This is a genomic window from Agromyces sp. NBRC 114283, from assembly GCF_030268405.1.
Lineage (GTDB): Bacteria > Actinomycetota > Actinomycetes > Actinomycetales > Microbacteriaceae > Agromyces > Agromyces mediolanus.
The window spans coordinates 1,508,818-1,528,772 of record NZ_BSQP01000001.1 but is presented as its reverse complement, the minus strand read 5'-3'; the positions used below and the strand labels follow the sequence as shown (position 1 = coordinate 1,528,772).

The following is a 19,955-nucleotide window of genomic DNA, read 5'->3' as shown; positions in this document are numbered from 1 at the left end:
GCGGCGGGCGGCGTGCGGCGGGCAGGCCGACTAGGGGCGGACGCCGAGGCGCGGCAGGCGAGGCACGTCGACCGCGGACCGGGCGTCGGCGGGCACGATCTCGACCTGCGCCGCGGCGACGTCGATGCCGTGGCTCTGGACGGTGAGCTCGAGTTCGGCCGGCACGGCCCGCTTCACGACGGCGAGGGCGATCGGCCCGAGCTCGTAGTGCATGGCGCTCGAGGTGATGCGGCCGACGACCCGACGCTCGGGCTGCTCGCCCTCGGCCGGCTCGGGCCGCACCTTGAGGGCGACGATCTCGTCGCCCGCCGCCGGCAGCACCGTGTCGCTGCCGTCGAGGTGCAGGAGCACGAGACGGCGCGGCGGGCGGCCGAGGTTCAGCACCTTGGCGACGGTCTCCTGCCCCTTGTAGCAGCCCTTGCCGAGATCGACGGCGCTGCGCAGCCAGTCGAGCTCATGCGGGATGGCCTTCTCGTCGACCTCGGTCGCGCGGCGCGGGCGCCAGGCGGCGATGCGCAGCGCTTCGGCCGCGAGCGTTCCTGCCGCGGCGACCCGGCCCGCGGCGACCGCGGCCGCGGCATCCTCGAGCGAGGCTCGCGGGACGATGCGCTCGACCCAGGTCCAGGATGCCGCTGGGTGCCCGGCCTCGGGCGCGTAGCGGTGCCCGCCCGGGCTGCCGGCGGCCCAGGGGTCGTGCCAGTCGAGCGCGACGCCGGCGGGGGCGGCCGCGGCGACGGCGGCGTCGAGCGCCTCGGTCGAGAGGGCGCCGAGCACGGCGAACTCGGCGCTGGCGTCGACCACTTCGACCCGCAGCATGAAGCGCATGCGGTCGAGGAACCCGGCGAGCGCGGCGGCCTCGTCGCCCTCGACGATGAGCCAGCTGCGCTCGCCGTCGTCGATGACGTGCGCGACGTGCTCGATGTGACCGTTGGCGTCGAGGAAGAGCGCCTCGGCGCTGCCGCCGGGTGCCAGTCGATCGAGCGCCTGGCTCGCCATGGAGTGCAGCCAGCTCAGCCGGTCGGGCCCGGAGACCGTCACGATGCCCCGGCCGCCGAGGTCGACGACCGCCGTGCCGCGCTCGAGCGCGCGCTGCTCGCGCATCGGCTCGCCGTAGTGGCCGGGGACGCCGGCGTCGACGCCCTCGGCGACGACGGCGCCGGGCAGGGAGAGGAACGGATCGCTCATCAGTCGGCCTTCGCGAGGCGTGCCGAGGCGTGCGTGCGCAGGTCCTGCCCGAGCGCCGCGATGTCCCAGGCCCAGAGCAGGTGGCCGTCGACGAGGCCGTAGAGGCGGGTGGCCGCGGCGTAGGGCTTCGCCCCGCTCGTGCGGATCACGGCGTCCGTCGCGAGGTCGATGCGCGGGCCCTTGACCTGGCCGAGGTAGAGCTCGGTGACGCCGTCGGGGTGCACGATCGGCACCTCGAGATCGAAGCCGCCGTCGGCGTTGCGGAGCGCCTCGACCTGCTCGGCGTCGGTGTACGCGGATTCGGCGCTCGCCGGCAGCATCGCCGGGCCGGGGTCGCCCTCACCACGCGGACGGGCGAGGCGCCAGTAGCCCGTCTCGGTCGTGAGCGGCACCGGGTCGCCGCCCTCCTCCGCCGGGAAGAGCCAGGTGTAGGAGGTGTAGTTCAGGTGCGGCAGGCCGTCGTGGCTGAAGCTCACGCGCTGGCCGAACTCCCGCGTGACCGATTCGTCGCCGATCGTGTAGTCGATGACGCCCGAGCCCTCCCAGACCCCGAGGAGCCAGGACAGCGGCACGAGCTCGGCGGGCAGGCCGACGGGCAGCTCGATCATGGCGATGCCTCAGCGCCTAGCGCTGGCCCTTGAAGAGCTTGTAGACGACGACGCCCGAGATCCAGGCGATCGTCACGGTCGCGAGGCCGAGCAGACCGATGAAGAGGAGTTCGAGAGCGACCAGCTGATCCATGCCAGCAGTCTACCCGCTGAGACCGACGGCGAGGGGCGCGACCGCCACTGCGGCGAACGCGACGAGCACGGCGGCCCCGCCGACCGAGGCGCTCGCCCGGGCGACGTATCCGACCGGGCGGCGGGAGGCGAGCTGCGCGAGGAGTGCGCCGAGCACGGATGCCGCGAAGACGACGCCGAGCGCGCGGTACACGCCGAGCGCGCCGCTGTCGCCGAACCAGACCCGCTGACCGCCGTACGCGAGGGCCACGACGAGCACCGATCCCGCGAGCGCGATCAGCCAGATCAGGACGATGCCGACTCGTCCGCCCTCGGCCTCGCTGCTGTCCATCCCGCTCCGTCTCCCCGCTCGCAACGACCGCTCGCCGTTGCCCGTAGTATTGACCGCACCTTACTACTGGAGGGTGTGCGTGGCGCAGTTGCTGATCTTGTCGCCGGCCGCCGACGATGACGTCCTCCCGGCTCTGGCGCTCCTGGCGCATCGGACGAGGGTGATCCCCGCCTCGCCCGAGCAGCTCGTCAACGCGCCCGACTGCGACCTCATCCTGCTCGACGCCCGCACGAACCTCGCCGGTGCTAAGGCCCTCTCCCAGATCCTCCGCACGACCGGCCTCTCGGTCCCGCTCATCCTCATCTGCACCGAGGGCGGCCTGATGGCCGTCACCCCCGAGTGGGGCGTCGACGACCTCGTGCTCGAGGGCGCCGGGCCGGCCGAGCTCGACGCGCGCATCCGGCTCGCGCTCGGCCGCAGCCGCGACGCGCTGCCGAGCGAGAAGATCCAGGCCTCCGGCGTCGTCATCGACGAGGCGAGCTACTCGGCCAAGGTGCACGGGCGACCGCTCGACCTCACCTACAAGGAGTTCGAGCTGCTGCGCTTCCTCGCGGGCCACCCCTCGCGCGTCTTCACCCGCGAGCAGCTCCTCAGCGAGGTGTGGGGCTACGACTACTTCGGCGGCACCCGCACGGTCGACGTGCACGTCCGGCGGCTGCGGGCGAAGCTCGGCGAGCTCGAGAGCCTCATCGGCACCGTGCGCAACGTGGGCTACCGCTTCAACGTGCACGAGGACGACGAGCCGGCCGGCGAGCAGGTCACCGCGCGTTGACCCGCGGGATGCCTCGCGGACACCGCCCGGTGGCATGATGGCGGGATGACGGACATGATCGACGAGGACCGCACGTCGAGCGACTTCGACGACGACTTCGAGCCGTTCGACCTCGAGGGCGCCCCCGAGCTGCCCGCGGAGCGCTACCTCGATCGCGAGCTCAGCTGGCTCGCCTTCAACCAGCGCGTGCTCGAGCTGGCCGAGGACCCGTTGCAGCCCGTCCTCGAGCGCGCGAACTTCCTCGCGATCTTCGCCTCCAACCTCGACGAGTTCTTCATGGTGCGGGTCGCCGGCCTGAAGCGCCGCATCGACACGGGGCTCGCCGTGCCGACGAACGTCGGCCGCTCCCCCGTCGATGTCCTCGACGACATCTCACGCGCCGCGCACGAGCTGCAGGAGCGCCACGCCGCGGCCTACCAGGAGCTCGTCCGCCCGGCCCTCGCCGAGCAGGGCATCCGAGTCGTGCGCTGGACCGAGCTCGCCGACGAGGAGCGGGCCCGGCTGCGCGAGTACTTCTCGCTGCAGATCTTCCCCGTGCTGATGCCGCTCGCCGTCGACCCGGCGCACCCCTTCCCCTACATCTCGGGACTCTCGCTGAACCTCTCGGTGCGCGTGCGCAACACGAAGACGGGCCGCCAGGAGTTCGCCCGCGTGAAGGTGCCGCAGATGCTCCCCCGCTTCGTCGCGGTCGGCACGGGCGACGGCTCCGACGACGGCCGCTACCTCACCCTCGAGGACCTCATCGCGAACCACCTCGGCGACCTGTTCCCCGGCATGGAGATCGTGGAGCACCACGTGTTCCGGGTGACCCGCAACGAGGACGTCGAGGTCGAGGAGGACGAGACCGAGAACCTCATCCAGGCGCTCGAGAAGGAGCTCCGGCGACGCCGATTCGGCCCGCCGATCCGGCTCGAGGTCACCGACGACATGGACGACGTCACCCTCGGCCTCCTCGTGCGCGAGCTCGACATCACCGAGCGAGAGGTCTACCGCCTGCCCGCGCCGCTCGACCTCGGCGGCCTGTTCGACCTCGCGCGGATCGACCGCCCGGAGCTGCACTACCCACCCCGTGTGCCGACGACGCATCCGCAGCTGCAGCCGAGCGAGCCGAACCGGCCGGCCGACATCTTCAAGGCCGTCTCGCGGCGCGACGTGCTGCTGCACCACCCCTACGAGTCGTTCTCGACGAGCGTCGTCGCCTTCCTCGAGCAGGCCGCCGCCGACCCCGACGTGCTCGCGATCAAGCAGACCCTGTACCGGACCTCGGGCGACAGCCCCATCGTCGAGGCGCTCATCGACGCCGCGGAGGCCGGAAAGCAGGTGCTCGCCCTCGTCGAGATCAAGGCGCGCTTCGACGAGCAGGCGAACATCAGCTGGGCGCGCAAGCTCGAGAAGGCCGGCGTGCACGTCGTCTACGGGCTCGTCGGACTGAAGACGCACTGCAAGCTCGCGCTCGTCATCCGCCAGGAGAAGGGCGGGCTGCGCCACTACAGCCACATCGGCACGGGCAACTACAACCCGAAGACGAGCCGCATCTACGAGGACCTCGGGCTGCTGACCGCCGACGACCAGGTCGGCAAGGACCTCACCCGGCTCTTCAACGAGCTCTCCGGCTACGCGATCGAGAAGAAGTTCAAGCGGCTGCTCGTGGCGCCGCTGCACCTCCGCAAGGGGCTGCTGAAGCTCATCCAGGCCGAGACCCGCGCGGCCGAGGCGGGGCGCCCCAGCCGGATCCGCATCAAGGTCAACTCGATGGTCGACGAGGCGATCATCGACGCGCTCTACCGGGCCTCGAACGCCGGGGTCCCCGTCGAGGTCTGGGTGCGCGGCATCTGCAGCCTCCGCCCCGGCATCCCGGGGCTCAGCGAGAACATCACCGTGCGCTCGATCCTCGGCCGCTACCTCGAGCACTCGCGAATCTTCTCCTTCCTCGGCGACGGTGACCCGCAGGTCTACATCGGCTCGGCCGACATGATGCACCGCAACCTCGACCGCCGCGTCGAGGCGCTCGTGCGGCTCGTCGACCCCGAGCACCTGCTCGAGATCGAGTCCCTGTTCGACCGCGGGATGGACGAGCGCACGAGCTCCTGGCACCTCGACGGCGAGGGGGTGTGGACGCGCCACTCCCTCGACGCCGACGGGCGACCGCTCGAGGACCTGCAGAATAGCCTCATGCAGCAGATGGCCCAGCGTCCGCGCTCCGGGAAGCGCCGGTGAGCCCGGCGGTGCAGACGGCGGTGTACGCGGCGGGGGCCGTGTGCTGGCGCCTCATCGACGGCCGGGTGCACGTGCTCGTCATCCACCGCACCGTCTACGGCGACGTGACGATCCCGAAGGGCAAGGTCGACCCGGGCGAGACGCTGCCGCAGACCGCGGTGCGCGAGATCGCGGAGGAGACGGGGCTCGGCGTCGCGCTCGGCGTGCCGCTCGGCATCTCCCGCTACCCGCTGCCGTCCGGCCGCGAGAAGGTCGTGCACTACTGGGCGGCCGAGGTCAGCGAGCGCGCGGTGCAGCGCTCGACGTTCCGCCCGAACGGCGAGGTCGCCGCGCTCGAGTGGGTCACGATCAAACGGGCGCGCGGCTACCTCAGCTACCAGCCGGACGTCGAGATCCTGGATGCCTTCGCGGCGCTCGTCGACCAGGGGGTGCTCGGCACCGTGGCGCTCACGGTGCTGCGCCACGCGAAGGCGATCGGCCGGAGCGAGTGGGACGGCCCCGACGAGGCGCGCCCGCTCGCGGACCGCGGCGTGCAGCAGGCCGCCGGCCTCGCCGCCACGCTCGCGGCCTGGGGCCCGAAGCGGATCGTCTCGAGCCCGGCCGTGCGCTGCGTGACCACCGTCGCTCCGCTCTCGGCGGCGATCGGCGTGCCGATCAAGCGCGAAGCCGGCCTCTCCCAGGACGCCTGGGACGCCGGGACCGCCGAGATCCGCCGCGTCGTCGGCAAGCGCGTCCGGGTCGGCAAGCCCGCCGTGCTGTGCACGCACCGGCCGCTGCTGCCGGACGTGCTGCGCGAGTTCGCGCTCGCCACGGGCACCCCGATCGGCGACTACGCGAGCGAGGCGGCGAAGCTCGAACCGGGCGCGTTCAGCGTCGTCCACCTCTCGGCGACGAACCCGTCGTCGGGCATCATCTCCATCGAGACGCACACGCCGCGCGGGTGAACCGCATCGCGCGTTGACGTCCCGTTCACCTGCCGTTCACCAATGGGGCGAATGCTGGTCATCCGAGGCGCTTAGCGTCACCAGCATCGGGCCGGAGCACCGACCCGGAACCTGCAAACGATCCCCTGAAGGGAACACAGTGAACGTCTCACGTCTCGGCCGCGCCGCGGTCGTTGCCGCTGTCGCCGCCGTTGCGCTCAGCTCCTGTGCCGCGAACGAGGGCGGCTCGACCGCCCCCTCGGAGTCGGCCTCGTCGCTCTCGGGCACCATCAACGCTGCGGGCGCCTCGTCGCAGGGCTCGGCCCAGGAGGCATGGGTCGCCGCCTTCCAGACGGAGAACCCCGACGTCACCATCAACTACGACCCCTCGGGCTCGGGTGCCGGCCGCGAGGCCTTCATCGCCGGCGGCGTCGACTTCGCCGGCTCGGACTCGTTCCTGAACGACGACGAGCTCGCCGGCACCTTCGCCGCGTGCGCCCCGGACACCAAGGCCATCGACCTCCCGGTGTACATCTCCCCGATCGCCGTGATCTACAACGTGGAGGGCGTCGACGAGCTGAACCTCGACGCGGCCACTCTCGCGAAGATCTTCAAGGGCGAGATCACCACCTGGAACGACCCGGCGATCGCCTCGCTCAACCCGGGCGCGACGCTCCCCGCCGCGAACATCACCGCCGTGCACCGCTCGGACGACTCGGGCACCACGAAGAACTTCGCGGACTACCTGAACCAGAACGCCCCCGAGGCCTGGGACCAGAAGCCGTCCGACACGTTCCCGTACCAGGCCGGTGAGGGCGCCCAGGGCACCTCGGGCGTCGTCGACGCCGTCACCAACGGCGTGAACACCATCGGCTACGCCGACGCCTCGCGCGCCGGCGACCTCGGGGTCGCGAACATCAAGGTCGGCGACGAGTTCGTCGGCTACACCGCCGAGGCCGCTGCCGCGGTCGTCGCCGAGTCGCCCCTCGTCGAGGGCCGCGAGGCGAACGACCTCGCCATCGCGCTCGACCGCAAGACCACGGACCCGAGCCACTACCCGCTCGTGCTCGTGAGCTACGCGATCGTCTGCCAGGAGTACGCGGACGCCGAGCAGGGCGAGCTCGTGAAGAACTACGTCGGCTACCTCGCGAGCGAGGCCGGCCAGGCCACCGCCGCCGAGCAGGCCGGTTCCGCCCCGCTCTCGAGCGAGCTGGCCGACAAGGTCGCCGCCGCGCTCGAGTCGGTCAAGTAACGCGATCGCCGGTCCGGTCGGAGCCTCGGCTCCGGCCGGACCGGCTCGCCGCGGTCACGCGGCACCTCCCCCGACGGCCCACCTCCTGGAAAGAACCCGGCCATGACGACAGCCCCCGCGGCCCCCGCCATCAAAGCGAAGCAGCGCCCCGGCGACCGTGTGTTCTCCACCGCGACCGTCGTGTCCGGCAGCCTCATCCTCGTCACGCTCGCCGCGGTGGCGATCTTCCTCGTCGCCCAGGCCCTGCCCGCCTTCACCGCGGAGCCCACGGCCTTCAAGGGCGACGCCGAGAACTTCTGGCAGTACGTCGGCCCCCTCGTCTTCGGCACCATCTGGGCCGCCGCCCTCGCCCTGCTGATGGCCGTTCCCGTCGCGATCGGCATCGCGCTGTTCATCTCGCACTACGCGCCGCGCCGGCTCGCCCAGGCGCTCGGCTACGTCATCGACCTGCTGGCCGCCGTCCCATCGGTGGTCTTCGGCCTCTGGGGCATCACCGTGCTCGCCCCGGCCGTGCAGCCCTTCTACACCAGCCTGACCGAGTGGTTCGGCTGGTTCCCGCTCTTCGCCGGGCCCGTCTCGGGCACTGGCCGCACGATCCTCACCGTCGCCATCGTGCTCGCCGTGATGATCCTGCCGATCATCACCGCCCTCAGCCGCGAGGTCTTCCTGCAGACGCCCGTGCTGCACGAGGAGGCGGCGCTCGCGCTCGGCGCGACCCGCTGGGAGATGATCAAGCTCGCGGTGCTGCCGTTCGGCCGCCCCGGCATCATCTCGGCCTCGATGCTCGGCCTCGGCCGCGCGCTCGGCGAGACGATGGTCGTCGCGATGGTGCTCTCGCCCGCCGCGGTCATCAGCTTCGCGGTGCTGCAGTCGCAGAACCCGACCACGATCGCCGCGAACATCGCCCTGAACTTCCCCGAGGCCCACGACATCGGCGTCAACATCCTCATCGCGACGGGTCTGATCCTCTTCGTCATCACCCTCGCCGTCAACATGCTCGCGCGGTACATCGTCGAGCGCCGCAAGGACTTCTCGGGAGCCAACTGATGAGCCTCACCGTCACCCCGCAGCAGGCGCCGACGGGCCGCAGCACCGGCCCCATCGCCAACACGCTCACCGCGGGCAAGCTGCCCCGCTTCGCCGCCCTCTGGGTGCTGCTCGGCTGCCTCGCCGTCACCACCGCCTTCTTCGTCATCCTGGCGGCGGCGAGCGGGACCGGCTTCAACATCGCGGCCGCGGTGTTCCTCGGCGTCGTGCTCTACGGCATCGTCATCTGGGTGCTCTCCCGGGTCGTCGAGGGCACCCGCAAGGCGAAGGACCGCCTCGTCACCGCGCTCGTCTCGACCGCGTTCACGATCGCCCTGCTGCCGCTCATCTCGGTCGCGTACACGACGATCGCGAACGGCATCCCCCGCTTCGACGTGCAGTTCTTCAGCGAGTCGATGCGCAACGTCGTCGGCGCCGGCGGCGGCGCCCTGCACGCCATCATGGGCACCCTGCTGATCACCGGCATGGCCGCGCTCATCTCGGTCCCGGTCGGCCTGCTCACCGCGATCTATCTCGTCGAGTACGGCCGCGGCAAGCTGAAGCACGGCATCACCTTCTTCGTCGACGTGATGACCGGCATCCCCTCGATCGTCGCCGGTCTCTTCGCCTTCGCCCTCTTCGCGCTGTTCACCGGCGACCCCGGCATCCGGATGGGCTTCGGCGGCGCGGTCGCGCTCTCGGTGCTGATGATCCCGGTCGTCGTGCGCTCCTCCGAAGAGATGCTGAAGCTCGTGCCGAACGAGCTGCGCGAGGCGAGCTACGCGCTCGGCGTGCCGAAGTGGCTGACGATCGTGAAGGTCGTGCTGCCCACCTCGATCGCCGGCATCATCACCGGTGTCATGATCGCCATCGCCCGCGTCATCGGCGAGACCGCGCCGCTGCTCATCATCGCGGGCTTCACGACGAGCATGAACTACAACCTGTTCGAGGGCCGGATGATGACGCTGCCCGTCTTCGTCTACACCCAGTACATGAACCAGGGCACCGACGTGCAGGCGTACATCGACCGCGCCTGGGCCGGTGCGCTGACGCTCATCCTCATCGTCGCCCTGCTGAACATCGTCGCCCGCGTCGTGTCGAAGCTCTTCTCGCCGAAGACCGGCCGCTGACCGGCCGCCCACCGCCATCCGCCCGAGCCCCCAGAGAGAATCGAAGCCACGTGTCCAAGCGCATCGAAGTCAACGACCTGAACGTGTACTACGGCAGCTTCCGCGCCGTCGAGGGCATCACCCTCGAGATCGAGCCGCGCACCGTGACGGCGTTCATCGGCCCCTCCGGCTGCGGCAAGTCGACCTTCCTCCGCACCCTGAACCGCATGCACGAGGTCATCCCCGGCGCCCGCGTCGAGGGCGAGGTGCTGATCGACGGCAACAACCTCTACGGTCCGGGCGTCGACCCCGTGCTCGTGCGTCGCCAGGTCGGCATGGTGTTCCAGCGGCCGAACCCCTTCCCGACGATGTCGATCAAGGAGAACGTGCTCGCGGGCGTGCGGCTGAACAACCGCAAGCTGAGCAAGTCGGACGCCGACGAGCTCGTGGAGAAGTCCCTGCAGGGTGCGAACCTCTGGAACGAGGTCAAGGACCGCCTGGACCGCCCCGGCTCCGGCCTCTCCGGCGGCCAGCAGCAGCGCCTCTGCATCGCCCGCGCGATCGCCGTGTCGCCCGAGGTGATCCTGATGGACGAGCCGTGCTCGGCGCTCGACCCGATCTCGACCCTCGCCATCGAGGACCTCATCGAGGAGCTGAAGCAGGAGTACACGATCGTGATCGTGACCCACAACATGCAGCAGGCCTCGCGCGTGAGCGACAAGACCGCATTCTTCAACATCGCGGGCACCGGCAAGCCGGGCAAGCTCATCGAGTACGCCGACACCACCACGATCTTCTCGAACCCGACCGTCAAGGCGACCGAGGACTACGTCTCGGGCCGCTTCGGCTGAACCGGCCGTCCGGCACTTCGATCGGATGCCTCGGCGCGATCGGCGCCGAGGCATCCGTCATCTCCGGGGCACCCGCCGCGCCGCGTGCGGCGGCGCGGCGTCAGTCGCGCGGGCTCAGCAGGTACTCGTTGAAGGCGCGGGTCTCCTCGGCGTCGAACGGCACGGGCGCGCCGTCGAGCTCGGTGAGGCCCGCGGCGAGCCGGACGCTCGAGACGAGCCAGATGGCATCGGCACTCGCGAGCTCCGCCGCCGGGATGTCGCGGTACGCCGTGCGGTGGCCGAGCTCGCCGAGGTGCTCGAAGAGGCTCAGCTGCGTCGTGCCGTGCAGGATCGCCCCGCTCGGCGCGGGGGTCGAGTACTCGTCGCCGTGGCGGAGGATGACGCTCGAGGTCGGCCCCTCCATCACGAAGCCGTCCGAGGAGACGAAGATCGCGTCGTCCGCGCCGCGCCGCTTCGCCTCGCGCAGCGCCGCCATGTTGGTCGCGTAGCTCAGCGTCTTGGCGCCGAGCAACAGCCACGGGGCTGTCGCCGCCGCGTCGTGCGCGAGTCCGCGGTCGAGGGTGACGGCGCGGATGCCCCGCTCGCGCGGCGCGCTGAAGTCCGCCGCGGGGGCCGCCGAGAGCCAGGCGGTCGGCGCGGGCCCGTGCTCGACCCCGCGGCTCAGCACGAGCTTCATCGCGAACTCGCCTTCGGCGGGCAGCGCCGCGGTCGCGCGCTCGATCGCGGCGTGCCACTGCGCGAGGTTCGGCTCGGGGAGCTCGCAGATCGCGGCGGAGTTGCGCAGCCGCTGCAGGTGCGGCTCGGCCTCCTGGGCGTGTCCGTTCACGACCGCGAGGGTCTCGAAGATGCCGTCGCCGCGCTGCGTCGAGAGCTCGCCGACGCGGAGCGCGGGCGCCGAGGCGTCCACCTCGCGGAAGGTCGACTCGAGGTCGGAGGTGAGGTCGTCGGCGGCGAGCGGCTCGATGAGGAGCGTCACGGTGGCGGGCATGCTCCGATCGTACGCGCCGCATGCCCCACGGCCGACGGCGCAGGCCCCGAAGACGGGAAATGCCGGGCCGCAGAACGCCTCTCGGCGCGAGGCCGCTCGAAGCGGCGAATATTGGAGCCCGGGGTTACTGCGGCCCGGCACATCGAGTGTAACGGACCTCGGGGGCCGGGTATTCCGCCGGTGGAGTGCTCCCGCCGGACGCGGCGCACCCGCCGGACGCGGCGCACCCGCCGAACCCTCAGTCGAGCGCGTCGCGGCGCCAGAGCTTCGCGCACGCCGTCAGCTCGTCGGAGAGCTCGGTGAGGCGCAGCGCGCGGCGGGTGAAGGATGCCGGCCGGTCGGGGTGCACCGCGTCGGAGGCGTCCGCATCGTCGGCGAGGCTCGCGAAGCCGGCCGCGGCGACACGACCGAACGCCGCGGCCCGGTCGAGGGCGACGGCGAAGTCGCCCGCGAAGACGCCGTGCAGGATCCGGTCGGCGAGCTCGATGACCTCACCGGGGCCGGCCGGGACCGGTGCACCGGCCACGACCTGGTCGATGGTGTGCGAGACCTCGCTGCCACGGCGGTAGGCGAGGCTCAGCGTCTCGGAATCCTGCCGGATGAGGGTGCGCAGCAGGTAGATGCGCCAGAGCGCCCCGGGCAGGCTCTTCGCGGACGACCTCGACCACAGTTCCGCGATCGCGTCGATGCCGTGACGGTCGGTGTAGGCCACGAGGCGGGACACGATCTCGGGGTCGGGATCGCTGCGCACGCGCGCGAGCAGCGCCGCCGCGGTGTCGTGGGCGACCCGGTTCAGCTGGGCCGGGTCCTCACCGCCGAGGAACGCCTCGAACATGCCGGGCGGGAACTTGGTGGGGCGGTGGAAGCTGGAGGCCATTCCGGCAAGGATACTCGCCGCAGCCGGCCGCTCACCCGGGATCGGGGAGATCGCGGAGTTCGTCGTCGCGCTCGCCCTCCTCGGACGCGGCCTCGCTTTCGCCCGCGTCGGCCACCCGCTGCATGAGCGCCGTGCGCCAGTCGTTGCCGAGCCGCTCGTAGGTGACCTTGGCGTGGCAGTTCCGGCAGCGCACCTCGCACTTCGCGATCTCGACCATGACCCTCGCGACGGAGTAGCCGTTGCGCACGAGCCGCATCACCTCGGCGGACTTGCCGGCCCCGGGCAGATGATCGAAATCCAAGACCCGGACATCACCCTCGCCGCAGTCGACGCAGGGATTCGCGAGCAGGTGCTCGCCCACCGCGAGCACCGCCTACTGCCGGGCCTCGGCGCGCCGGCGCATCATGAGGCCGACGTGCTGCTCGCGGTGCTCGCGGTAGTACCGCTTCGCCCGCGCTCGGTTGCAGGCTCGGCAGACGTTCTGCAGGCCGTCGCGCGAGGCTCGGCGCACGTTGAACTCGGCGGGCGGCAACTCCGCCCGGCACATGGTGCACCGCTTCATGGCCCGACGATAGCGGTGGCCGCCGACATCCCGGCCGTGGTGTCGCGAGGACGAATCTCCCCGCGGAATCGGCCTGATAGGCTGGCCCGGCCCCCATAGCTCAGTTGGTTAGAGCAACGGACTTCAACAGAAAATAGGAGCGCCGGCGCCGAAATGCGCCGGATGAACGCCGCTGTATGCTGGGACCCCCTGAGAGCCCGAGGTACTCGCCGCAAGGCAGTGACAATCCGAGGGATTGGGCGATCAGCAGGTAACCGCAAGGGAACCTCAGAGACTATACGCGGCGCACCTGACCGGCTCGGCCGAAGGTGGTGAGATAGTCCAGACTGCAAGCCGCGCGAGCGGTGGCTGGGGAAACTCAGTGCAGCAGGTTAATCCGTGGGTCGAGAGTTCGAGCCTCTCTGGGGGCACCAGAGCAACGTTCGTTGGAGCGATACGTCGCGCCGACACCCGCCCCTCAGCCGACGAGGCGACGGAAGCCGGCCATGAGCGCCACGCGCTCGGCCGAGCTGCGCGCGAGCGGCGTGACCGTGAGCGTCGTCACGCCGGCCTCGGCGAAGGCGGCGACCCGTTCGGCGACGTACGACGCCGGGCCGATGAGCGAGATCGCGCGCACGAGCTCGTCCGGCACCGCGGCGACCGCCTCTTCCTTTCGGCCTGCGAGATAGAGCTCCTGGATACGCGCCGCCTCCTCGGCGAAGCCGTAGCTCGCCACGAGGTCGTTGTAGAAGTTCTTGCCCCTCGCGCCCATGCCGCCGACGTAGAGGGCGAGCTGCGGCTTCACGAGCGGCAGCACGTCCTCCGGCCGCTCGGTGATGGCGAGCGCCGGGCTCGCGAACACGTCGAGCGGGGCGAGCCCCGCCGGGCGCCGGGCGGTGCCCGCGGCGAGCGCGTCGCCCCACACCGCGCCCGCCCGCTCCGGGTGGAAGAACATCGGCAGCCAGCCGTCGGCGATCTCCGCGGTCTGCTCGACCGACTTCGGGCCGAGCGCGGCGACCGTGATGGGGATGCGCTCGCGCACGGGGTGGTTGATGAGCTTCAGCGGCTTGCCGAGCCCGGTGCCCTCCCCCGCCGGCAGCGGGATGCGGTAATGCCGCCCCTCGTGCACGACGGGCTCGCGCCGCCAGGTCGCCCGGCAGATCTCGATGATCTCGCGCGTGCGGCCGACCGGCGCGTCGTAGCGCACGCCGTGGAAGCCCTCGATGACCTGCGGCCCTGAGGCGCCGATGCCGAGCTCGAAGCGGCCGCCGGAGACGTAGTCGAGCCCGGCGGCGGTCATCGCGGTCAACGTGGGCGTGCGGGTGTACAGCTGCAGGATGCCGGAGGCGAGCGTGATCGTCGAGGTGCGCGCCGCGAGGAATCCGAGCTGGCTGACCGCGTCGAAGGAGTACGCCTCGGGGACGGCGACGAGGTCCACGCCGGCGGCTTCGAGCTCGCCGACCTCGTCGGCGACCTCCGCGAATCCGCCCGCGTAGTTCAGGAACATGCCGACCCGCATCCAAGCCTCCTCGCCCGGTGCGCCCCGGCCGGTCCGGAGCGCGCCCGAGGCACGCGGCCCCGGGCACCACGACGATAGCCGAGCGCCCGCGCCGAGGCATCCGCCTTGTCGACCGCCGCGTCCTCAGCGGTTCCCGAGCCGGGTGCGAGAGGGTGGAACCCACAAACGCGCCGTGTGCGCAACGGAGGTGACGGATGGGCTGGAGCCTGCTGCTCGACATGCTGCTCGTGCTGATCGGCATCGGCGCGCTGGTGAACGGCTGGCGCGCCGGGCTCCTGCGCACGGCCGCCGGACTCGTCGGGCTCGTCGCGGGCGGCGTGGCCTCGTGGTTCGCGATGCCGTGGGTCGGCTCGCTGGTCGCCGCGCCCGAGTGGCGCGCGCCCGCGGTGATCGCGACGGCGGTGCTGCTGCTCGCGGTCGGCGCCTCGATCGGCGCGGCGCTCGGCCGGCTGCTGCGCCGCGGCGCCCGGGCCGTGAAGCTCGGGGTGGTCGACCGCATCCTCGGGGCGCTCGGCAATCTGCTCGTCACGGCCTTCGTGGTCGCGCTGCTCGGCTCCGCCGTCCAATCGATGGGCGTGCCCGTGCTGTCGCCGGCGGTCGCCGGCTCGCAGGTGCTGCGCGGCCTCGAGCGGGTCACGCCGGAACCGGCGCGGGCGCTCCTCGCGGAGATCCGCACCGCGGCGCTCGGGCAGGGCGTGCCGTGGCTCGTCGATGTGATCGGCGGTCCGACGGCGGCGCCGGCGCTGCCGAGCGACGGGCCGTCGGGCGACGCGGTGAACGCGGCGACGGCCTCGGTCGTGCGCATCACCGGCACGGCGTTCCAGTGCGGCAGCACGCTCACCGGTTCCGGCTTCGTCGTCGCGCCGGACCGGGTGGTGACGAACGCACACGTGGTCGCCGGCATCGACGAGCCGATCGTCGAAGCGCCGGGTCGGGGCGCCGTCGCGGGCCGGGTCGTCGCCTTCGACCGGGAGGCCGACCTGGCGCTCATCGCGACCGATCCGCTCGACGTCGCACCCTTGCCCCTCGCCGGCACGCCCGAGCCCGGAACGGCGGTCGGCGTCGCCGGCTACCCCTTCGGCGGCCCCTTCACGCTGCGTTCGGGCTCGGTGATGTCGACGGGGCCGCTCACCATCGTCGAGGGCGACCGCACCACGACCCGTGAGGTGACGACGTTCGCGGCGCAGGTCGACCACGGCAACTCGGGCGGCCCGCTGCTGACCGGTGCCGGCGAGGTCGCGGGCGTCGTCTTCGCGAAGTCGGAGTCGGTGCAGAACGTCGGCTTCGCCGTGCCGATCGACGTACTGAGCCCGCTCGCCGACGCGGCGCCCTCGCTCGAGGACCCGGTCGGCACGGGCAGCTGCGCGCGCTGAGGGCGAGCGCCGACGCGCACGACGCAGCGCACCGGCGCCCGGCGACGGCCTGCGTCAGTCGGCGGTGAAGCCCCGGAAGCGGATGCCCCAGCTGAGCTCCCACTGCTCGCCCGGCCCGAGCCAGCGGAGCCCTCGGCCGGAGTTGAACGCCTCGGCGGGCGCCGTCATCGGCTCGATCGCGATCGCGAGCTCCTCGCCGGGGAAGCGGTCGGTCGTATACGCCTGCACGTAGGCGAAGTCGTCGTCGGCCCACACGGCCACGCTGCGGCCGTCGGGGGCGGTGAGCACGTGCTCGATGACGCCGTCCTCGTCGGAGGCGAGCTCGCCGAAGGCGTCGTCGAGCGAGAGCTCGCCGACCCGGCGCCCGTCGCGGAGGTCCCACGGGGTGCCGTCGACGGGCACCTCACCGGTGGGGAGCTTGCGCTCGTCGACCTCGATGTGGCTGTCGGCCTCGATGCGCAGCTCGAGCTCGGCCGTCGGCACGCCGCCGATCTTCACATAGGGGTGGGTGCCGAGCGCCACGGGCGCGGCCTCCGCGCCGACGTTCTCGAGCCGGTGGGTGACTCGCAGTCCGTCGGAGACGAGCTCGTAGTGCACCGCCGTCTCGATGAGGAACGGGTACCCGGTCTGCGGGAAGATCGTCGCTTCGAGGGTCACGGAGTCGCGGTCCTGCGCGACGACCCGGTACTCGGTGAAGCGGAGCAGGCCGTGGATCGCGTTGCCGAGGGCCGGCTCGGTGATGGCGAGCTGATGATCGACGCCGTCGTGGCGCCAGCGGCCGTCGCGGATGCGGTTCGGCCACGGGGCGAGCACGATGCCCGCGGCGGCCGGCGGGGTGCGGTCCTCGCCGAAGGTGGGCACCAGCTCGATCCCGTCGAGGCTGAGCGCGCGCAGCCCGGCTGCGACGGTGGTCACGACGGCGGTGAGCTCTCCGCTCGACGTCGAGGTCTCGAGGACGAGCTGTTCGCCCGTTGGGAGGGTCATGCTTCCACCATATGCGGACCGGCCGGGTCGGCGCCGCCTCGCCAGGCGCCGGCTGCCCGCGCGCTCAGCCGGCGAGCCGCACCGGCAGGCCGGTCGCCTCGAGCTCGGCGACGAGCGCGGCGGGGGCCGAGGCATCCGTCACGAGCGCGTCGAACGCCTCCAGCGGGGCGATGCGGCCGAGATGCACCTCGCCGAGCTTGGAGCCGTCGGCGAGCAAGATGCTGCGCGCGGACGCCTGCACCATGAGGGCCTTCACCTGCGCCTCGGGGAGGTTCTGGTTCGTGGCGCCGCGCTCCGGGTGGACGCCGTTGCAGCCGATGAAGGCGAGGTCGACGTGCACCTCGTCGAGCATGGACGCGGCGAGCGGATGCACGAGCGAGTGCTGCCGGGGCCGGAGGGTGCCGCCGGTGACGACGACGGAGAACCGCGGGATCTCCGGTTCGAGCTCGAGGGCGATGGCGAGCCCGTTGGTGAAGATCGTGACGTCTTCGAGGTCCCGCCGGGCCCGGAGGGCGCGCGCGAACTGCAGGCAGGTGGAGCCGACGTCGAGGAGCAGGCTCTGGCCGCTCGACACGAGTGCGGCCGCGGCGTCGCCGATGCGCTGCTTGGGTGCGACCGAGGTCTCGAGGGCCTCCTCGAGGCTCGGCTCGCGGGCTGCGCGCACGGTCTCCCCCGCGGGCACCGCGCCGCCGTGGACGCGGCGCACGGCGCCGGCGCGTTCGAGCGCGTCGAGGTCGGCGCGGGCGGTCACGCTCGTCACGCCGAACGCGGCGGCGAGGTCGGCGACCCGCACGAATCCGCGCTCGTCGAGCAGCGCGCGGGTGAGCTCGCGGCGCTCGGCGACGTCGTGTCGGTTGGCGGCGTCGCTCGGCTCGGCAGGCATGGTCGCCATTCTTCCGCGCCCGGCATTCCTTTGCAATACGCAAGTCACTTGTTTGCCAAACGAAAGTTCCGTACAGTAGCGCCGTGACCGCCCTCCCCGTCTCCGATCCGCGTATCGCCGTGCACCGCAGCACCCTCTCCGACGGCCGCGAACTGCTCTACTTCGACGACGCCGACACGACGCTGCCGCCGGGTCGGGCCGTCGACGAGCGCGAGCTCGCCCCGCGCCCGGCGACCGCCGAGATGCGTCAGGACCCGCTGAGCGGCGACTGGATCTCCATCGCCGCCGCCCGCCAGCACCGCGTCGTGCTCCCGCCGGCCGAGCTCGACCCGCTCGCGCCGCAGTCGCCCGGCAATCCCTCGGAGATCCCGAGCCGCTACGACGTCGCGGTGTTCGAGAACCGCTCCCCCTCCTTCGGGCCCGCGCTCGCCGCGCTGGACGCCGACCCGGCGGCGGCGCTCGCCGCGACGCGCGACATCGGCGTCGAGCGCACGCTGCCCTCCCTCGGCCGCTGCGAGGTGGTCTGCTTCAGCCCCGAGCACGAGGGCTCCTTCGGCACGCAGTCCGTCTCCCGCGCTCGCACCGTCATCGAGGCCTGGGCGCACCGCACCGCCGAGCTGCGGGCGCTGCCCGGGGTGCAGCAGGTGTTCCCCTTCGAGAACCGGGGCGAGGCGATCGGCGTCACGCTCGGCCATCCGCACGGCCAGATCTACGCCTACCCCTACGTGACGCCGCGCACCCAGCGGCTTCTCGACGCGATCGCGACCGCGGGCCCCGGGCTCGTCGCCGACGTCGTCGCCCGCGAGCTCGACGGCCCCCGCGTCGTGCTCCGGGGCGAGCACTGGAGCGCGTACGTGCCCTTCGCCGCGCGCTGGCCGATCGAGGTGCACCTCGTGCCGCACCGGCACGTGCCCGACCTCGCCGAGACCTCCCTCGCCGAGCGCGACGAGCTCGCCGTCGTCTACCGGCGGCTGCTGCGCGGCGTCGACGCGCGCTACGACACCCCGACGCCGTACATCGCGGCCTGGCACCAGGCGCCCGTGCACGAGCACCGCGACGAGGTGCGGCTCACCCTGCAGCTCACGAGCCCGCGCCGTGCCGCCGACAAGCTGAAGTTCCTCGCCGGCTCGGAAGCCGCGATGGGAGCATGGATCGGCGACGTGCCGCCGGAGGCGCAGGCCGAGGCCCTGCGCGCCGCGATCGAAGGAGTGGATGCATGACCGGGACCGATCTCGTCGAGCGCGCCGCCGCCGGGCTGAAGGACCGCTCCGGCCGCCCGCCCGCCGGAGTCTGGAGCGCGCCCGGCCGGGCCAACCTCATCGGCGAGCACACCGACTACAACGACGGCTTCGTCTTCCCCTTCGCGATCGACCGGCGCGCGGCCGTCGCCCTCGGCGACCGGGACGACCGCGCCGTCCGGGTGTCGAGCTCGTTCGCACCGGATCCGGTCGTCGTGCACCTCGACGAGCTCGACCCCGACGCGCAGCACGGCTGGTCCGCCTACCCGCTCGGGGTGGTGTGGGCGCTCCGCGAGTTCGGCGCCGACCTCGCGCACGCCCGCGGCGTCGACCTCCACCTCGAGTCGGACGTGCCGGTCGGCGCGGGCCTCAGCTCCTCCGCCGCGATCGAGTCGGCCGTCGCGCTCGCGCTGAACGAGCACTGGGGCCTCGGCTTCGACCGGCCGACGCTCGCCAAGGTCGGCCGGCTCGCCGAGAACCGGGTCGTGGGTGCGCCCACCGGCATCCTGGACCAGTCCGCCGCCCTGCTCGCGGAGGCCGACGCCGGCGTCTTCCTCGACTGCCGCAGCCTCGACGCCGAGGTCGTGCCGCTCCATTTCGCCGAGGCCGGGCTCGCCGTGCTCGTCGTCGACACCCGCGTCGAGCACGCGCACGCCACCGGCGGCTACGCGGCGCGGCGCAGCTCCTCCGAGGCGGGCGCCCGGGCGCTGGGCGTGCCGAGCCTGCGCGAGCTGCCCGAGCGCGAGCTGCTCCGGGCGCGCGAGCTCCTCGACGACGAGACCTTCCGCCGGGTGCGGCACGTGGTCACCGAGAATCGGCGCGTGCTCGACACGGTGCGTGCCCTGCACGAGGGCGGCCCGGCCACGATCGGCGCGCTCCTGGATGCCTCGCACGCCTCCATGCGGGACGACTTCGAGATCTCGACACCCGAACTCGACCTCGCCGTCGAGACGACCCGGGCGGCCGGGGCGATCGGCGCGCGGATGACGGGCGGCGGCTTCGGCGGCTCCGCCATCGCGCTCGTGCCGCTCGCCCGCGTCGAGGAGGCGGCGGGCGCGGTGCGCGCCGCGTTCGCGGCCGCGGGCTACCGCGAGCCGGGCACCTTCACCGTCGTGCCCTCGCCGGGCGCGCGGCGCGAGCGCTGAC

The 19,955-nt window shown here is 72.4% G+C and carries 20 protein-coding genes; 10 read left to right on the top strand and 10 right to left on the bottom strand.

Going from position 1 to position 19,955, the window contains the following annotated elements:
• Nucleotides 1-30 precede the first annotated feature (30 nt).
• The 3 genes from ygfZ to QSJ60_RS07420 form a co-directional block, all read right to left on the bottom strand.
• Nucleotides 31-1,185, bottom strand: a complete 1,155-nt coding sequence (ygfZ, locus tag QSJ60_RS07430) for a CAF17-like 4Fe-4S cluster assembly/insertion protein YgfZ (protein WP_285463173.1) — start codon at nt 1,183-1,185, stop codon at nt 31-33.
• The gene (locus QSJ60_RS07425) at nt 1,185-1,793 is read right to left on the bottom strand and encodes a nitrobindin family protein (RefSeq protein ID WP_189083836.1); all 609 of its coding nucleotides are present in this window, start codon (nt 1,791-1,793) and stop codon (nt 1,185-1,187) included. Before QSJ60_RS07425 ends, ygfZ begins: the two co-directional genes overlap by 1 nt.
• A gap of 142 nt (nt 1,794-1,935) precedes the next feature.
• Nucleotides 1,936-2,256, bottom strand: coding sequence for a hypothetical protein (locus tag QSJ60_RS07420; protein ID WP_285463172.1), 321 nt, complete (start codon nt 2,254-2,256; stop codon nt 1,936-1,938).
• A 79-nt stretch (nt 2,257-2,335) separates the two neighbouring features.
• Here QSJ60_RS07420 and QSJ60_RS07415 point away from each other — a divergent pair, with 79 nt between their 5' ends.
• The 7 genes from QSJ60_RS07415 to pstB all read left to right on the top strand — a co-directional run bounded on the left by QSJ60_RS07415 (nt 2,336) and on the right by pstB (nt 10,406).
• Nucleotides 2,336-3,028: a winged helix-turn-helix domain-containing protein gene (locus QSJ60_RS07415; RefSeq protein ID WP_229781503.1), complete on the top strand. Its 693-nt coding sequence runs from the start codon at nt 2,336-2,338 to the stop codon at nt 3,026-3,028.
• A 45-nt stretch (nt 3,029-3,073) separates the two neighbouring features.
• Nucleotides 3,074-5,245 (top strand): RNA degradosome polyphosphate kinase, encoded by a 2,172-nt coding sequence (locus QSJ60_RS07410; protein WP_372458677.1) that lies wholly within the window; start codon nt 3,074-3,076, stop codon nt 5,243-5,245.
• Nucleotides 5,242-6,189 carry an NUDIX hydrolase gene (locus QSJ60_RS07405; protein WP_285463171.1) on the top strand — a complete coding sequence of 316 codons (948 nt, stop codon included), beginning with the start codon at nt 5,242-5,244 and terminating at the stop codon, nt 6,187-6,189. The genes QSJ60_RS07410 and QSJ60_RS07405 overlap by 4 nt, the downstream gene beginning before the upstream one ends.
• Before the next feature lie 139 nt (nt 6,190-6,328).
• Nucleotides 6,329-7,420 carry a phosphate ABC transporter substrate-binding protein PstS gene (gene pstS, locus QSJ60_RS07400; RefSeq protein ID WP_189083832.1) on the top strand — a complete coding sequence of 364 codons (1,092 nt, stop codon included), beginning with the start codon at nt 6,329-6,331 and terminating at the stop codon, nt 7,418-7,420.
• Between the two features lie 102 nt (nt 7,421-7,522).
• Nucleotides 7,523-8,467 (top strand): phosphate ABC transporter permease subunit PstC, encoded by a 945-nt coding sequence (gene pstC / locus QSJ60_RS07395; protein ID WP_189083831.1) that lies wholly within the window; start codon nt 7,523-7,525, stop codon nt 8,465-8,467.
• Nucleotides 8,467-9,576: a phosphate ABC transporter permease PstA gene (gene pstA, locus QSJ60_RS07390; protein WP_189083830.1), complete on the top strand. Its 1,110-nt coding sequence runs from the start codon at nt 8,467-8,469 to the stop codon at nt 9,574-9,576. The genes pstC and pstA overlap by 1 nt, the downstream gene beginning before the upstream one ends.
• A 50-nt stretch (nt 9,577-9,626) precedes the next feature.
• A complete protein-coding gene (pstB, locus tag QSJ60_RS07385; protein WP_230764949.1) occupies nt 9,627-10,406 on the top strand; it encodes a phosphate ABC transporter ATP-binding protein PstB in 780 nt (259 codons plus the stop codon).
• 100 nt (nt 10,407-10,506) lie between these two features.
• Here pstB and QSJ60_RS07380 read toward each other — a convergent pair whose 3' ends face one another.
• From QSJ60_RS07380 to QSJ60_RS07360, 5 genes are all read right to left on the bottom strand, one after another.
• Complete coding sequence (locus tag QSJ60_RS07380) at nt 10,507-11,394, bottom strand: aminodeoxychorismate lyase (protein ID WP_285463170.1); 888 nt, start codon at nt 11,392-11,394, stop codon at nt 10,507-10,509.
• 238 nt (nt 11,395-11,632) lie between these two features.
• A complete protein-coding gene (locus QSJ60_RS07375) occupies nt 11,633-12,271 on the bottom strand; it encodes a DNA-directed RNA polymerase subunit beta (protein WP_285463169.1) in 639 nt (212 codons plus the stop codon).
• A 31-nt stretch (nt 12,272-12,302) separates the two neighbouring features.
• The gene (locus QSJ60_RS07370) at nt 12,303-12,632 is read right to left on the bottom strand and encodes a hypothetical protein (RefSeq protein ID WP_285463168.1); all 330 of its coding nucleotides are present in this window, start codon (nt 12,630-12,632) and stop codon (nt 12,303-12,305) included.
• A 12-nt stretch (nt 12,633-12,644) separates the two neighbouring features.
• Nucleotides 12,645-12,833: a hypothetical protein gene (locus QSJ60_RS07365; protein ID WP_285463167.1), complete on the bottom strand. Its 189-nt coding sequence runs from the start codon at nt 12,831-12,833 to the stop codon at nt 12,645-12,647.
• A gap of 457 nt (nt 12,834-13,290) precedes the next feature.
• Nucleotides 13,291-14,331, bottom strand: coding sequence for an LLM class F420-dependent oxidoreductase (locus QSJ60_RS07360; protein ID WP_189083825.1), 1,041 nt, complete (start codon nt 14,329-14,331; stop codon nt 13,291-13,293).
• Between the two features lie 194 nt (nt 14,332-14,525).
• Here QSJ60_RS07360 and QSJ60_RS07355 point away from each other — a divergent pair, with 194 nt between their 5' ends.
• Nucleotides 14,526-15,704, top strand: a complete 1,179-nt coding sequence (locus QSJ60_RS07355) for a MarP family serine protease (RefSeq protein ID WP_285463166.1) — start codon at nt 14,526-14,528, stop codon at nt 15,702-15,704.
• A gap of 54 nt (nt 15,705-15,758) precedes the next feature.
• Here QSJ60_RS07355 and QSJ60_RS07350 read toward each other — a convergent pair whose 3' ends face one another.
• Nucleotides 15,759-16,688: an aldose 1-epimerase family protein gene (locus QSJ60_RS07350; RefSeq protein ID WP_285463165.1), complete on the bottom strand. Its 930-nt coding sequence runs from the start codon at nt 16,686-16,688 to the stop codon at nt 15,759-15,761.
• A 64-nt stretch (nt 16,689-16,752) separates the two neighbouring features.
• Nucleotides 16,753-17,571 carry a DeoR/GlpR family DNA-binding transcription regulator gene (locus QSJ60_RS07345; protein WP_285463164.1) on the bottom strand — a complete coding sequence of 273 codons (819 nt, stop codon included), beginning with the start codon at nt 17,569-17,571 and terminating at the stop codon, nt 16,753-16,755.
• Nucleotides 17,572-17,654: 83 nt separating this feature from the next.
• Between QSJ60_RS07345 and galT the strand changes: the two genes are divergently transcribed.
• On the top strand, nt 17,655-18,791 hold the full coding sequence (gene galT, locus QSJ60_RS07340) for a galactose-1-phosphate uridylyltransferase (RefSeq protein ID WP_285463163.1): 1,137 nt from the start codon (nt 17,655-17,657) through the stop codon (nt 18,789-18,791).
• Nucleotides 18,788-19,954 (top strand): galactokinase, encoded by a 1,167-nt coding sequence (gene galK, locus QSJ60_RS07335; RefSeq protein ID WP_285463162.1) that lies wholly within the window; start codon nt 18,788-18,790, stop codon nt 19,952-19,954. Before galT ends, galK begins: the two co-directional genes overlap by 4 nt.
• Nucleotide 19,955 lies beyond the last annotated feature (1 nt).

Coding starts and splice junctions, on each gene's coding strand:
- ygfZ (WP_285463173.1), bottom strand. CDS start 1,185: ATGAGCGATCCGTTCCTCTCCCTGCCCGGCGCCGTCGTCGCCGAGGGC.
- QSJ60_RS07425 (WP_189083836.1), bottom strand. CDS start 1,793: ATGATCGAGCTGCCCGTCGGCCTGCCCGCCGAGCTCGTGCCGCTGTCC.
- QSJ60_RS07420 (WP_285463172.1), bottom strand. CDS start 2,256: ATGGACAGCAGCGAGGCCGAGGGCGGACGAGTCGGCATCGTCCTGATC.
- QSJ60_RS07410 (WP_372458677.1), top strand. CDS start 3,074: ATGACGGACATGATCGACGAGGACCGCACGTCGAGCGACTTCGACGAC.
- pstC (WP_189083831.1), top strand. CDS start 7,523: ATGACGACAGCCCCCGCGGCCCCCGCCATCAAAGCGAAGCAGCGCCCC.
- pstA (WP_189083830.1), top strand. CDS start 8,467: ATGAGCCTCACCGTCACCCCGCAGCAGGCGCCGACGGGCCGCAGCACC.
- QSJ60_RS07380 (WP_285463170.1), bottom strand. CDS start 11,394: ATGCCCGCCACCGTGACGCTCCTCATCGAGCCGCTCGCCGCCGACGAC.
- QSJ60_RS07375 (WP_285463169.1), bottom strand. CDS start 12,271: ATGGCCTCCAGCTTCCACCGCCCCACCAAGTTCCCGCCCGGCATGTTC.
- QSJ60_RS07365 (WP_285463167.1), bottom strand. CDS start 12,833: ATGAAGCGGTGCACCATGTGCCGGGCGGAGTTGCCGCCCGCCGAGTTC.
- QSJ60_RS07360 (WP_189083825.1), bottom strand. CDS start 14,331: ATGCGGGTCGGCATGTTCCTGAACTACGCGGGCGGATTCGCGGAGGTC.
- QSJ60_RS07355 (WP_285463166.1), top strand. CDS start 14,526: ATGGGCTGGAGCCTGCTGCTCGACATGCTGCTCGTGCTGATCGGCATC.
- QSJ60_RS07350 (WP_285463165.1), bottom strand. CDS start 16,688: ATGACCCTCCCAACGGGCGAACAGCTCGTCCTCGAGACCTCGACGTCG.
- QSJ60_RS07345 (WP_285463164.1), bottom strand. CDS start 17,571: ATGCCTGCCGAGCCGAGCGACGCCGCCAACCGACACGACGTCGCCGAG.
- galK (WP_285463162.1), top strand. CDS start 18,788: ATGACCGGGACCGATCTCGTCGAGCGCGCCGCCGCCGGGCTGAAGGAC.